The organism is Pseudomonas sp. LTR0 (assembly GCF_036630035.1).
In the GTDB taxonomy this organism is placed as follows: domain Bacteria; phylum Pseudomonadota; class Gammaproteobacteria; order Pseudomonadales; family Pseudomonadaceae; genus Aquipseudomonas; species Aquipseudomonas putida_Y.
Window position 1 is genome coordinate 210,512 of record NZ_CP123734.1, and the last position, 13,197, is coordinate 223,708.

Sequence of the window (13,197 nt, forward strand, 5' to 3'; positions counted from 1 at the left end):
GATTGCAGGCACATTGAATCCCTAAGGTACAGAACCCAGCCCAGGAGCCGCAGCCCATGAGCCTCAAACTCGGCGATATCGCCCCCGATTTCGAACAGGATTCCAGCGAAGGCAAGATCCGCTTCCACGAGTGGCTGGGCAACAGCTGGGGGGTGCTGTTCTCCCACCCGGCCGACTTCACCCCGGTGTGCACCACCGAGTTGGGCCTGACCGCCAAGCTCAAGGACGAATTTGCCAAGCGCGGGGTCAAGGCCATCGCCCTGTCGGTGGACCCGGTCGACTCGCATCACAAGTGGATTGATGACATCAACGAAACACAGAATACCGTGGTCAACTTCCCGATCATCGCCGACGCCGACCGCAAAGTGTCCGACCTGTACGACCTGATCCACCCGAACGCCAGCGACACCCTGACCGTGCGCTCGCTGTTCATCATCGATCCGAACAAGAAGGTGCGCCTGACCATCACCTATCCGGCCAGTACCGGGCGCAACTTCAACGAAATTCTGCGGGTGATCGACTCGCTGCAGCTGACCGACAACCACAAGGTTGCCACACCAGGTAACTGGCAGGACGGCGACGAGGTGGTGATCGTGCCTTCGCTCAAGGATGAGGAGGAGATCAAGCAGCGCTTCCCCAAAGGTTACCGGGCGGTCAAACCCTATCTGCGCCTGACCCCTCAGCCCAATCGTTAATGGATTCCTCGTTGCATTGCTCTTAGCCAAGCAGGGATTTTCGGGCCGTTTCGACGGCCCTTTTTTATGCCTGTAAAAAAACTGTGAGAGCGGGCGCGCCCGCGAAGAGGCTCTCGCGGACAAAGACAATAATGGAATAAATAAATGAATAAATATGATTTCTAGATATATGAAGCGGCTGTTAATGTTACCTCCAACAGAACACAAGGAAGCGCAGCAATGCTGGTCGTCTCAATCGGTGGTAGCCCAAGTCTCCGTTCACGCTCCGGCGTGCTGCTCGAGCGTTCGCGCCAGTGGCTGCAGGACCGTGGCGTTGAAGTGGTGACCTTCCAGGTGCGTGACTTCCCCGCCGAAGACCTGTTGCATGCCCGTTTCGATAGCCCCCAAGTGCAACACTTCCAGCAGTTGGTGGCCCAGGCGGATGGCCTGATCGTTTCTACCCCTGTCTACAAAGCATCGTTTGCCGGTGCACTGAAGACATTGCTCGACCTGCTGCCCGAACGCGCACTGACCCACAAGATCGTGTTGCCAATCGCCACTGGCGGCAGCATCGCCCACATGCTGGCGGTGGATTACGCATTGAAGCCGGTGCTGTCGGCACTCAAGGCACAAGAGACCCTGCAAGGGATCTTTGCCGACGATAGCCAGGTGGCTTACGCAGAAGGTACAAAGCCCGCCCAATTGGTACAGGCGCTGGAAGAGCGCCTGCAGGACTCGCTGGAAACCTTCCACGCGGCCTTGACCCGTCGGCCGAACCCCGTGGCGCCCGGCGTACTGAATGAACGTCTGATCAGCGCTCGCTGGAGCATCTAACGGCATTACCCGCTTCACCACCTTACTCGCCCGTTAACGAGGCAAGCAGGTGCAACCCGAACCCCATTCGCACAGGAGAGCGCCATGCGCACAGTCTTCTTGCGTCGTGGTCTGGTCGCCCTGTTTGCGGCGGCTGTGTCCTTCGGCGCCATTACCCAAGCCCAGGCCGAGAGCCTGCGTATCGGTTACCAGAAATACGGCACCTTGGTGCTGCTCAAGGCCAAGGGCACGCTGGAGAAGCGCCTGGCCGAGCAGGGAGTACAGGTGCAATGGACCGAATTTCCCGGCGGCCCGCAGTTGCTTGAAGGGCTGAACGTCGGCTCCATCGATTTCGGCGTAACCGGTGAGACCCCGCCTGTGTTCGCTCAGGCCGCTGGCGCCGACCTGCTCTATGTCGCCTACGAGCCGCCAGCGCCGCACAGCGAAGCAATCCTGCTGCCCAAGGGCTCGTCGATCCAGTCGGTGAAGGACCTCAAGGGCAAAAAGGTCGTCCTCAACAAAGGCTCCAACGTGCACTACCTGCTGGTCCGCGCCCTGGAAGACGCCGGCCTCAAGTACAGCGACATCCAGCCTGTCTACCTTCCTCCTGCCGACGCCCGCGCCGCCTTCGAGCGCGGCAGCGTGGATGCCTGGGTGATCTGGGACCCGTACCAGGCCGCCGCCGAGCAGCAGCTGCAAGCGCGCACCCTGCGTGACGGCAAGGGCCTGGTCGACAACCACCAGTTCTACCTCGCCACCCGCAACTATGCGACACAGCATCCAGCGGTGATCAACACCGTGATCGAGGAAGTGCGCGCTGTGGGTGAATGGTCCCAGGCCAACCCGCAGGTGGTGACCGAGCAGGTTGCCCCACTGCTCGGCCTGCCTGCCGACATCACCCTCACCTCAGTCAAACGCCAAGGCTACGGCGCTGCGCCGCTGACCCCAGAGGTGGTGGCCGCGCAACAGAGGATCGCTGACACCTTCCAGGCGCTCAAGCTGATACCCAAGCCGCTGAGCATCAAGGACGTGATCTGGACACCCCCGGCCAAGGTCGCTAGCGCGCCTTGATTGACTGCCTGTGCCGGGGCGTCGCTCCGGCTAGAGCCACCCTTGAGGAGACGACTCCAATGAGCCTTAACATTTTCTGGTTCCTCCCAACCCACGGTGACGGCAAGTACCTGGGCACTTCCGAAGGCGCACGTGCGGTCGACCACGGTTACCTGCAGCAGATCGCGCAGGCCGCCGATCGCCTTGGTTTTGGTGGGGTGCTGATCCCGACCGGGCGCTCCTGCGAGGACTCCTGGCTGGTGGCCGCGTCGCTGATCCCCGTGACCCAGCGCCTGAAGTTCCTGGTAGCCCTGCGCCCGGGCATCATTTCGCCGACCGTGGCAGCACGCCAGGCAGCCACCCTCGATCGCTTGTCCAATGGCCGTGCGCTATTCAACCTGGTGACCGGTGGTGACCCGGACGAGCTGGCGGGTGACGGCCTGCACCTGAACCACCAGGCGCGCTACGAAGCTTCGGTCGAGTTCACTCGTATCTGGCGCAAGGTGCTGGAAGGGGAAAACGTCGATTACGACGGTAAGCACATCCAGGTAAAGGGCGCCAAGCTGCTCTACCCGCCGATTCAGCAACCACGCCCACCGCTGTATTTCGGCGGCTCCTCCGAGGCCGCTCAGGACCTGGCGGCCGAACAGGTCGAGCTGTACCTGACCTGGGGCGAGCCACCGGCAGCCGTTGCCGAGAAGATTGCTCAGGTGCGCGAAAAAGCAGCGGCTCAGGGGCGCGAAGTCCGCTTCGGTATTCGCCTGCATGTGATCGTGCGGGAAACCAACGAAGAGGCTTGGGCCGCCGCCGAGCGCCTGATCTCGCACCTGGACGATGACACCATCTCCCGCGCCCAGGCCTCGCTGGCGCGTTTCGATTCGGTGGGCCAGCAACGCATGGCTGCCCTGCACGGCGGCAACCGCGACAACCTGGAGGTCAGCCCCAACCTGTGGGCAGGTGTTGGCCTGGTACGTGGCGGGGCGGGCACCGCACTGGTGGGCGATGGCCCCACCGTGGCAGCACGGGTTAAGGAATATGCCGACTTGGGTATCGATACCTTCATCTTCTCGGGTTATCCACACCTGGAAGAGTCTTATCGCGTGGCTGAACTGCTGTTCCCGCACCTCGATGTGCAACGCCCTGAGCACCCGCAGGCCGGCGGCTACGTAAGCCCGTTCGGCGAGATGGTGGCAAACGACATCCTGCCCAAATCTGTGTCGCAGAGCTGAGGGCCTGGCCATGAGTCGTGCAACTTCCTCCAACCTGACCCAGCGCCTGGCGCCGTGGGCGCTGCCGGTGCTGCTGTTGGCAATATGGCAGTTGGCCGTCAGCGCTGGCTGGCTGTCGACGCGTATCCTGCCGGCACCTAGCGCAGTGGTAAGCGCTGGCGTCGAGCTGGTGCGCAGCGGCGAAATCTGGACCCACCTGGCCATCAGCGGTTGGCGTGCAGGCCTGGGCTTTGTCATCGGCGGCAGCATCGGCCTGGTACTGGGCTTCATCACCGGCTTGTCGAATTGGGGTGAACGTCTGCTCGACAGCTCGGTACAGATGATCCGCAACGTGCCGCACCTTGCGCTCATACCGCTGGTGATTCTGTGGTTCGGTATCGACGAGTCGGCAAAGATCTTTCTGGTCGCGCTGGGCACGTTGTTCCCGATCTACCTGAACACCTACCACGGCATTCGCAACGTTGACCCAGCGTTGGTGGAAATGGCGCGCAGTTACGGCTTGTCCGGCTTCGGCCTGTTCCGCCAGGTGATCCTGCCGGGGGCGCTGCCTTCGATCCTGGTGGGCGTGCGTTTCGCCTTGGGCTTCATGTGGCTGACGCTGATTGTTGCCGAAACCATTTCGGCCAACGCTGGCATCGGTTACCTGGCAATGAATGCTCGCGAATTTCTTCAAACCGACGTGGTAGTGCTGGCCATCGTCCTGTATGCCGTACTCGGCAAGCTTGCCGACCTTGCGGCCCGGGGCCTGGAGCGCGTGTGGTTGCGCTGGCACCCGGCCTATCAAGTTGCCAGGAAGGAGGGCGCATGACCGTGCTCAAGGAACAGCCACCACGCCTGCTGCGTGGCACCCCGCTGGCCTCCAAGGGCCTGCGCAAGACTTTTGGTCAACGCGAAGTTCTGAAGGGTATCGACCTGCACATTCCGGCCGGCCAGTTCGTGGCCATTGTCGGCCGCAGCGGCTGCGGCAAGAGCACTTTGCTGCGGCTGCTGGCCGGGCTGGACCAGCCCACCGCCGGGCAACTACTGGCTGGTGCCGCGCCGCTGGAAGAGGCCCGTGAAGAAACCCGCCTGATGTTCCAGGACGCGCGGCTGCTGCCGTGGAAGAAGGTGATCGACAACGTTGGCCTTGGGCTGTCTGGTGACTGGCGACAGCGTGCGCTGGAGGCCTTGGATGCGGTTGGCCTGGCCGACCGCGCCAACGAATGGCCGGCAGCGCTCTCGGGAGGCCAGAAGCAGCGCGTGGCTTTGGCCCGAGCCTTGATTCACCAGCCCCGTCTGCTGCTGCTGGACGAGCCACTGGGGGCGCTGGATGCATTGACCCGCATCGAGATGCAGCAACTGATCGAACGCCTGTGGCGTCAGCACGGCTTCACTGTGCTGCTGGTCACCCACGACGTCAGCGAGGCGGTTGCCGTGGCTGACCGGGTGATCCTGATTGAGGACGGCGAGGTCGGGCTCGACCTCACTGTTGACCTGGCACGGCCCCGGGCGCGTGGTTCGCACCGTCTGGCCGCGCTGGAAAGCGAAGTGCTCAACCGTGTTCTGTCCACCCCGGGCACTGCGCCCGAGCCGGATCCTGTAGCCCCTTTGCCCACGCAACTGCGCTGGGCGCACTGAATCCCAAAAGCCAAAAGGAAGCAAACCATGACTATCAAAGCCATCAATGTTCGCAACCAGTTCAAAGGTACTGTGAAAGAAATCCTCGAAGGCCCGGTACTGTCGGAAATCGACGTGCAGACGGCTTCGGGTATCGTCACTTCGGTGATTACCACCCGTTCCGTGCGTGAGCTGGAGCTGCAGGTGGGCAGCGAAGTGATTGCCTTCGTAAAGTCGACTGAAGTGTCTATTGCCAAGCTGTGATGCTGCTGCTCGATAATGGGGCTGCTTTGCAGCCTTCGCGGGCACGCCCGCTCCCACAGGTACTTCGCAAGCTCCAGGGTATGCGCGGGCTCTGTGGGAGCGGGCGTGCCCGCGAAGGGCCGCCAAGCGGCCCCAGATTTCTCAGCTGGAACGCTTGGCCAGAAACGGCGGCAGATACAACCCCAGATACGCCTCGAATACACGCTTGCCTTCCTCGGCCATGCGCGGGGTGATCGCCTCGTGCAACTGCACCGACCGTGCATACACCCGGTCGCTCAATTCCATGCCCAGGGCAAACACATCCACATCCAGTGGCATCACCGGCAGGTGAAAATGCTGGTCGAACAACTTGTGCATCAAGTTGCCCAGTTCCATGTCGTGCTGCCGGTCGGCCTGCACCACCTCGCTCAGGCCATGCTGCGCCAGGATCAACTGCCGCGCTGCCGCATCCTCGTTATAGATATCAAGCATGCGTTCTTCGATCAGCCGTGACAGCTCGTGCCAGGTGCTGAACGCGCTGCTGTCGATCGGTGCGCTCAGGGCTTCGCGAAACGCCCGGTGTACATCCGCAGTAAGCGCCTCCAGCAAGGCCGGCACACTGGCGAAGAAGTGATACACCGACGACGGTGGAATCTGCGCCCGCTCGGCCACGCTGTAGATAGAAAGCGCCGCCACCCCTTGCTCGGCCAACAGCTCACGCGCAGCCGCCAGGATCGCCTCGATCCTGGCCTGGCTGCTGGCACGCGGTTTGCGCGGGGTGGTGGTGCGGTTCATCAACTGCTGATTGCCAGGATGCTGGCCTGGTAGGCACCGACGAACAGGTCGAAGTCGCCGACTTCTTCCTGTTCCAGCTCGGACTGCCTGGCGAGCGACTCGCGGGCCAGCGTCTCGAATTCCTGCTGTTTTTCGTTGCTCAGTGGTTGTTCGCGGAAAGTCTCGGCGTGTACACGGCTCTGGCGCAGCGAGAACTGGACGAAGCTCTCGTCATGCTCGGTCATGCGTGCCAGCACCTGGGCCGATGGGGTCAGTGAGGTGTCGTCGACCTTGGCCTGCTGGGCATCCAGGGCCTTGGCGTGCTCATCAGAGCCCTGCGCCTGATCGAGCAGGTTGGCCAACTCGCGGATACGCTCGATCAGCTCGCTGGCCCAGTCCTTCAGGCTGATCGGCTGGCCATTGCGGTGCAACTCCAGGCCCGGACGACGACCTTCCTTGACCACAGTCAGGAAGTTGCTGGTGCACTGGCCGCATTCGCCGTTGTCCAGTTGCGGGCTGTCTTCCAGCGCGCAGAACAGCAGGAATGCGTCGAGGAAGCGCGCCTCGGTCAGGTCGATACCAACCGGCAGGAACGGATTGATGTCCAGGCAACGCACTTCCACATACTGCACACCGCGCGAAGTCAGGGCCTGGATCGGCCGTTCGCCGGAGTAGGTGACCCGCTTGGGGCGAATGTTCGAGTAGTACTCGTTTTCGATCTGCAGAATATTGGTGTTCAGCTGAACCCACTCGCCATCCACATGCGTGCCGACTTCAACGTACGGCGGGTAGGGCGTGCCAACGGCCTTGCGCAGGCTGTCGGTGTAGCTGGCCAGGTTGTTGTAGCAGGGCGTAAGACCGGCCTGGGCGTTGCTCTGGTAACCCAGGTCGCTCATGCGCAGGCTGGTGGCGTAGGGCAGGAACAGGGTTTCGGCATCCAGCTCTTCAAGCTGGTGCGGGCGGCCACGCAGGAAGCCTTTGTCCAGTGCCGGCGAGGCGCCGAACAGGTACATCAGCAGCCAGCTGTAGCGGCGGAAGTTACGAATCAGCGCGATGTAGGCCGACGACTGGTAGTCGCGGTCATTTTCCGTACTGCCTTCGTCTTCGCGCAGCAATGGCCAAAGCGCTTCGGGCAGCGAGAAGTTGTAATGGATACCGGCAATACACTGCATGGTACGGCCGTAACGCAGGGCCAGGCCCTTGCGGTAGACGTGTTTGAGCTTGCCGATGTTCGAGCTGCCGTACTCGGCGATCGGGATGTCCTCCTCGGCCGGCAGCGTGCACGGCATCGACGGGCTCCACAGGTATTCGTCGCCCAGCTTGCTGTAGACGAAACGGTGGGTCTCTTCGAGGCTTTCGAGCACCTTGGCCGGGTCGGCCAGCGCCGGGGTGATGAACTCCAGCAGCGACTCTGAATAATCGGTGGTGATCTGCTCGTTGGTCAGCGCCGATCCCAGAGCTTCCGGATGCGGGGTCTGGGCCAGGCGACCTTCGTCGGTCACGCGCAGGCATTCGCGCTCAATACCGTGCAGGCACTGCTTGAGCAGGGGGAGATTGGCGCCGAGCAGGCTCAGGCGGCGGTTGAGGAGGTCGCTCAAGATGTATTCCTTCACGCGTCAGTCGCCCCAATATGGGGGTAGAGATAACGGTCTACAAGGGTAGGAAGAAAGGAACTGGCGTTGTCGCCTGGTTTACGCGGTTCCAGCAGTGCCAGCGCACTGCTGAAAATACCGCAGATACTGCTTGGTGAGCTAGAGAACCGCGAAGGTTCCTTGCGCTTTGGCCACCAGCTTGTCGCCCTGGACTACGTCGGCGTCGACCACCAGCGTGCGCCGCCCGGCGTGCAGCACGCGGGCGGTACACAGCACTTCGCCGTCGCTGACGGCACGCATGTAGTTGATCTTGCACTCGATGGTGACGCTTTGCTGGTCAAAGCCATGGCTGGCCGAGCAGGCCAGGCCCATGGCGATATCCACCAGGCTGAAGATCGCCCCGCCGTGCAGCTTCTGGCCACGGTTGCGCAAATGTGGCTCGAGCGCCAGGGCTACCTCGGCAACACCGGTGTCCAGGTGTTGCAGGCGGCAGCCCAGAAGCTGGCTGAAGGCGCTTTCGACGTATTCACGTGGTACGTCCATTACTTCTTCTTCAACTGCTTTGCGTTGGCGAACAGGGCTGCCATGGCGTTGTTGGCCGGGGCGGCAGTGGCGGTTTCGCGCTGACGCGGTGCCTGCTGCTGGCGATTGCCGCCATTGCCACGGTTGCCACCGCGGTTGCCTTCGACCTTCTCGCCCGGGGTGTCGCTCATGCGCATGGACAGGCCGACGCGCTTGCGCGGGATGTCCACTTCCATGACCTTCACCTTGACCACATCGCCGGCCTTGACCGCTTCACGCGGGTCTTTGACGAACTTCTCCGACAGCGCCGAGATATGCACCAGGCCGTCCTGGTGCACACCGATGTCGACGAAGGCACCGAAGTTGGTAACGTTGGTCACCACGCCTTCGAGGATCATGCCCGGTTCCAGGTCCTTGAGGTCTTCGACGCCGTCCTGGAAGGTGGCGGTCTTGAATTCCGGACGTGGGTCGCGGCCGGGCTTGTCCAGCTCTTGCAGAATGTCGGTGACGGTTGGCAGGCCGAAGGTCTCGTCGGTGAACTTTTTCGGGTCCAGGCGCTTGAGGAAGCTGCTGTCACCAATCAGCGAGCGGATGTCGCGGTCGGTATCGGCGGCAATGCGCTGCACCAGCGGGTAAGCCTCAGGGTGCACCGCAGAGGCGTCCAGCGGGTTGTCGCCGTTCATCACGCGCAGGAAGCCGGCGGCCTGCTCGAAGGTTTTCTCACCCAGGCGGCTGACCTTTTTCAGCGCTGCACGGGTGGCAAACGGACCATTGGCATCGCGGTGGGCGACGATGTTCTGTGCCAGCGTGGCATTGAGGCCGGAGATGCGTGTCAGCAGCGCCACCGAAGCGGTGTTCACGTCCACGCCCACGGCGTTCACACAGTCCTCGACTACCGCGTCCAGGCCACGTGCCAGTTTCAGCTGGGAGACGTCGTGCTGGTACTGGCCGACACCAATGGATTTCGGGTCGATCTTCACCAGTTCGGCCAGCGGATCCTGCAGGCGACGGGCGATCGACACGGCGCCGCGTATCGACACGTCCAGGTCCGGGAACTCGCGGGCGGCCAGTTCCGATGCCGAGTACACCGAAGCACCGGCTTCGGAGACCATGATCTTGGTGATTTTCAGGGCTGGATATTTCTTGACCAGCTCGGCCACCAGCTTGTCGCTTTCGCGGCTGGCGGTGCCGTTGCCGATGGCGATCAGTTCCACCGAGTGTTTGGCGCACAGTGCGGCCATGATGGAAATGGTGCGGTCCCAGTCGTTCTTCGGCGCGTGCGGGTAGACCGTGGTGTGGTCCAGCAGCTTGCCGGTTGCGTCGACCACGGCGATCTTGCAGCCGGTGCGCAGGCCCGGGTCGAAGCCCAGGGTGGCGCGCGGGCCGGCCGGTGCGGCCAGCAACAGGTCGTGCAGGTTGTGGGCGAACACGTTGATCGCCTCGCCTTCGGCATTGTCGCGCAGCTCGCCGAACAGATCGGTTTCCAGGTGGGTGTACAGCTTGACCTTCCAGGTCCAGCGCACCACTTCACCCAGCCACTTGTCGGCCGGTCGGCTGCGGTTTTCGATACCGACTTGGTTGCCGATCATCAGCTCGCACGGGTGCAGGGTGCCGGGCAGTTCTTCGCCTACCTTCAGCGAGACGCTCAACACGCCTTCGTTGCGCCCGCGGAAGATCGCCAGGGCACGGTGCGACGGCGCAGTACGCAGCAGCTCGTCATGAGCGAAGTAGTCGCGGAACTTGGCACCTTCTTCTTCCTTGCCAGCCACGACGCGGGCGCTGAGCACGGCCTCCTGCTTGAGGTAGCTGCGCAGCTTGTCGAGCAGGGCGGCGTCTTCGGCAAAGCGCTCCATCAGGATGTACTTGGCGCCTTCCAGCGCGGCCTTGACGTCGGCCACGCCCTTTTCGGCGTTGACGAAGCGTGCGGCTTCGCTTTCCGGGGCCAGGGTCGGGTCGTTGAACAGGCCATCGGCCAGTTCGCCAAGGCCGGCTTCCAGGGCGATCTGGCCCTTGGTGCGGCGCTTCTGCTTGTACGGCAGGTACAGGTCTTCGAGGCGGGTCTTGGTGTCGGCCAGCTTGATCTCGCGGGCCAGTTCCGGGGTCAGCTTGCCCTGTTCCTCGATGCTGGAAAGGATGCTGGCGCGGCGCTCGTCGAGTTCGCGCAGGTAACGCAGGCGCTCTTCCAGGTGGCGCAACTGAGTGTCGTCAAGGCTACCGGTCACTTCCTTGCGATAGCGGGCGATGAAGGGCACGGTCGAGCCTTCGTCCAACAGGCTCACGGCCGCCTCGACCTGCTGCGGGCGTACGCCCAGTTCCTCGGCGATACGGCTGTTGATGCTGTCCATGTAAACCACCTGACATTTGTGAATACGGGGGTCGCCTGTGGGCCTTTTGCCCGGCGGCGCTGGATGAAAGCCGCGCATTATACCCATCGCAAACGGCTTGCGGTGATGGCGCCCGGCCAGCCGGAACTGGCGCCGGGGGAAAAATCTGCTAACAATGCTCACGCAACGTGCAGCAATGGCTACGCCATAATGCGCGGCGATATCAGAGGAGTTATTCATGACCGGCACGCCAAACACCGCTGAAGGTGACAAGATTCTCATCGTCGACGACGATCCGGGGCTGAGCAGCCTGCTGGAACGTTTCTTCACCAGCAAGGGCTACCGTGCCCGTGCAGTGCCCAACACCGAGCAGATGGACCGCCTGCTGCAGCGCGAGGTGTTCAACCTGGTGGTGCTCGACCTGATGTTGCCAGGTGAGGACGGCCTGTCCGCGTGCAAGCGCCTGCGCCAGCAGAACAACCAGATCCCGATCATCATGCTGACCGCCAAGGGCGACGAGCTCAGCCGCATCAAGGGCCTGGAGCTGGGCGCCGACGACTACCTGGGCAAACCGTTCAACCCGGACGAACTGATGGCCCGGGTCAAGGCTGTGCTGCGCCGCCAGGCGCCGAGCGTGCCGGGAGCGCCGGGCAGCGAAGACGAGTCGGTCACCTTCGGTGACTATGAGCTGTCGCTGGCCACTCGCGAGCTCAAGCGTGGCGACGAAGTGCACATGCTTACCACTGGTGAGTTCGCTGTGCTCAAGGCCCTGGTGATGCACGCCCGCGAGCCGTTGACCCGCGACAAACTGATGAACCTGGCGCGCGGCCGCGAATGGGATGCGCTGGAGCGCTCCATCGACGTGCAGATTTCGCGCCTGCGTCGCATGATCGAGCCGGACCCGTCCAAGCCGCGTTACATCCAGACCGTCTGGGGCGTGGGCTACGTGTTCGTACCGGACGGAAACGCCGGAAAATGATGCCTGGACGTCGATGAAAACACCGCTCTGGTTTCCGCAAAGTTTCTTCGCCCGCACCCTGTGGCTGGTGTTGATCGTCGTTCTGTTCTCCAAGGCGCTGACCCTGGTCTACCTGCTGATGAACGAGGACGTGCTGGTCGACCGTCAGTACAGCCATGGTGTAGCGCTGACCTTACGTGCCTATTGGGCCGCTGACGAAGAAAACCGCGACAAGATCGCCGAGGCGGCAGGCCTTATCCGGGTGACCGGCTCGGGTGTGCCCGAAGGTGAGCAGCATTGGCCTTACAGTGAAATCTACCAACGGCAGATGCAGGCCGAGTTGGGTGAAGACACCGAGGTGCGGTTGCGCATTCATGCGCCTCCGGCGTTGTGGGTCAATGCGCCAAGCCTTGGCCCAGGTTGGCTGAAGGTGCCGCTGTACCCGCACCCATTGCGCGGGCAGAAGATCTGGAACGTGCTGGGCTGGTTCCTGGCCATTGGTTTGTTGTCCACCGCCTCGGCGTGGATTTTTGTGCGCCAGTTGAACCAGCCGCTCAAGCGCCTGGTGTTCGCCGCCCGCCAGCTTGGCCAGGGGCGCAGTGTGCGCCTGCCGATCAGCGATACTCCCAGCGAGATGACCGAGGTGTACAAGGCGTTCAACCAGATGGCCGAGGATGTCGAGCAGGCCGGGCGTGAGCGCGAGCTGATGCTGGCCGGGGTTTCCCACGACTTGCGCACACCACTGACGCGGCTGCGCCTGTCGCTGTCGTTGCTGAACAGCGACAACGAGCTGAGCGATGACATGGTTCGCGATATCGAGGACATGGACGCGATCCTCGACCAGTTCCTGGCCTTCATCCGCGATGGCCGTGACGAGCCGGTGGAAGAGGTCGACCTTGCTGATCTGGTGCGTGAGGTGGTGGCTCCGTACAACCAGCCAGAAGAGCGCGTGCGCCTGTGCCTGGAGCCGATTCCACCGTTCCCGCTGCGCCGGGTTTCGCTCAAGCGCATGCTGGGCAACCTGATCGGCAACGCCCTGCACCATGCTGGCAAGGGGGTCGAGGTGGCTGCCTATGTGTCGGGTGACGAGAGTGCGCCGTATGTGGTGCTCAGCGTGCTGGACCGCGGCACCGGTATCGACGAGTCGGAACTGGAAACCATCTTCAACCCGTTCATTCGTGGTGACCGGGCGCGGGGTGGCAAGGGCACCGGGCTGGGGCTGGCGATCGTCAAGCGGATTGCTGCGCAACATGGCGGGAATGTGGAGTTGCGCAACAGGTCTGGCGGCGGGATCGAGGCGCGGGTCAGGTTGCCGCTGGGGCTGCTGCTGCCGCGTAATGCTGTGTAAGGCTCACCGGCCTCTTCGCGACTAAAGCCCTACAGGGTTTGTGCAGTACCTGTGGGGCTTCAGCCGCGAAGAGG

General features: G+C 62.7%; 13 protein-coding genes. 9 read left to right on the forward strand and 4 right to left on the reverse strand.

Annotation, left to right across the window (positions count from 1 at the left end):
• Positions 1-56 precede the first annotated feature (56 nt).
• The 7 genes from QCL51_RS00935 to QCL51_RS00965 all read left to right on the forward strand — a co-directional run bounded on the left by QCL51_RS00935 (position 57) and on the right by QCL51_RS00965 (position 5,626).
• Positions 57-695 (forward strand): peroxiredoxin, encoded by a 639-nt coding sequence (locus QCL51_RS00935; protein ID WP_003255836.1) that lies wholly within the window; start codon positions 57-59, stop codon positions 693-695.
• A 219-nt stretch (positions 696-914) separates the two neighbouring features.
• Complete coding sequence (ssuE, locus tag QCL51_RS00940; RefSeq protein ID WP_084850419.1) at positions 915-1,508, forward strand: NADPH-dependent FMN reductase; 594 nt, start codon at positions 915-917, stop codon at positions 1,506-1,508.
• Between the two features lie 84 nt (positions 1,509-1,592).
• Positions 1,593-2,558, forward strand: a complete 966-nt coding sequence (locus QCL51_RS00945; RefSeq protein ID WP_325949856.1) for a sulfonate ABC transporter substrate-binding protein — start codon at positions 1,593-1,595, stop codon at positions 2,556-2,558.
• A 59-nt stretch (positions 2,559-2,617) separates the two neighbouring features.
• Positions 2,618-3,766, forward strand: coding sequence for an FMNH2-dependent alkanesulfonate monooxygenase (gene ssuD / locus QCL51_RS00950; RefSeq protein ID WP_274118641.1), 1,149 nt, complete (start codon positions 2,618-2,620; stop codon positions 3,764-3,766).
• Positions 3,767-3,776: 10 nt separating this feature from the next.
• Positions 3,777-4,574, forward strand: coding sequence for an aliphatic sulfonate ABC transporter permease SsuC (gene ssuC / locus QCL51_RS00955; RefSeq protein WP_003255831.1), 798 nt, complete (start codon positions 3,777-3,779; stop codon positions 4,572-4,574).
• On the forward strand, positions 4,571-5,383 hold the full coding sequence (gene ssuB, locus QCL51_RS00960) for an aliphatic sulfonates ABC transporter ATP-binding protein (protein WP_003255830.1): 813 nt from the start codon (positions 4,571-4,573) through the stop codon (positions 5,381-5,383). Before ssuC ends, ssuB begins: the two co-directional genes overlap by 4 nt.
• A gap of 27 nt (positions 5,384-5,410) precedes the next feature.
• Complete coding sequence (locus tag QCL51_RS00965; RefSeq protein ID WP_003255829.1) at positions 5,411-5,626, forward strand: molybdopterin-binding protein; 216 nt, start codon at positions 5,411-5,413, stop codon at positions 5,624-5,626.
• A 141-nt stretch (positions 5,627-5,767) separates the two neighbouring features.
• On the opposite strand, the gene QCL51_RS00970 is transcribed toward QCL51_RS00965, so the two are convergent.
• The 4 genes from QCL51_RS00970 to QCL51_RS00985 all read right to left on the reverse strand — a co-directional run bounded on the left by QCL51_RS00970 (position 5,768) and on the right by QCL51_RS00985 (position 10,838).
• Positions 5,768-6,400, reverse strand: a complete 633-nt coding sequence (locus QCL51_RS00970) for a TetR/AcrR family transcriptional regulator (protein WP_021782593.1) — start codon at positions 6,398-6,400, stop codon at positions 5,768-5,770.
• The gene (gene gshA / locus QCL51_RS00975; RefSeq protein WP_103470266.1) at positions 6,400-7,992 is read right to left on the reverse strand and encodes a glutamate--cysteine ligase; all 1,593 of its coding nucleotides are present in this window, start codon (positions 7,990-7,992) and stop codon (positions 6,400-6,402) included. The genes QCL51_RS00970 and gshA overlap by 1 nt, the downstream gene beginning before the upstream one ends.
• Before the next feature lie 138 nt (positions 7,993-8,130).
• Complete coding sequence (locus tag QCL51_RS00980) at positions 8,131-8,514, reverse strand: PaaI family thioesterase (RefSeq protein ID WP_021782595.1); 384 nt, start codon at positions 8,512-8,514, stop codon at positions 8,131-8,133.
• Positions 8,514-10,838: a Tex family protein gene (locus QCL51_RS00985; RefSeq protein WP_338444551.1), complete on the reverse strand. Its 2,325-nt coding sequence runs from the start codon at positions 10,836-10,838 to the stop codon at positions 8,514-8,516. The genes QCL51_RS00980 and QCL51_RS00985 overlap by 1 nt, the downstream gene beginning before the upstream one ends.
• Positions 10,839-11,055: 217 nt before the next feature.
• On the opposite strand from QCL51_RS00985, the gene ompR reads away from it, so the two are divergent.
• Together ompR and QCL51_RS00995 are read left to right on the forward strand one after the other, a co-directional pair.
• The gene (gene ompR / locus QCL51_RS00990; RefSeq protein WP_012270052.1) at positions 11,056-11,796 is read left to right on the forward strand and encodes a two-component system response regulator OmpR; all 741 of its coding nucleotides are present in this window, start codon (positions 11,056-11,058) and stop codon (positions 11,794-11,796) included.
• Positions 11,797-11,809: 13 nt separating this feature from the next.
• Positions 11,810-13,123 (forward strand): ATP-binding protein, encoded by a 1,314-nt coding sequence (locus tag QCL51_RS00995; protein ID WP_103443304.1) that lies wholly within the window; start codon positions 11,810-11,812, stop codon positions 13,121-13,123.
• The last annotated feature ends 74 nt before the right edge of the window (positions 13,124-13,197 follow it).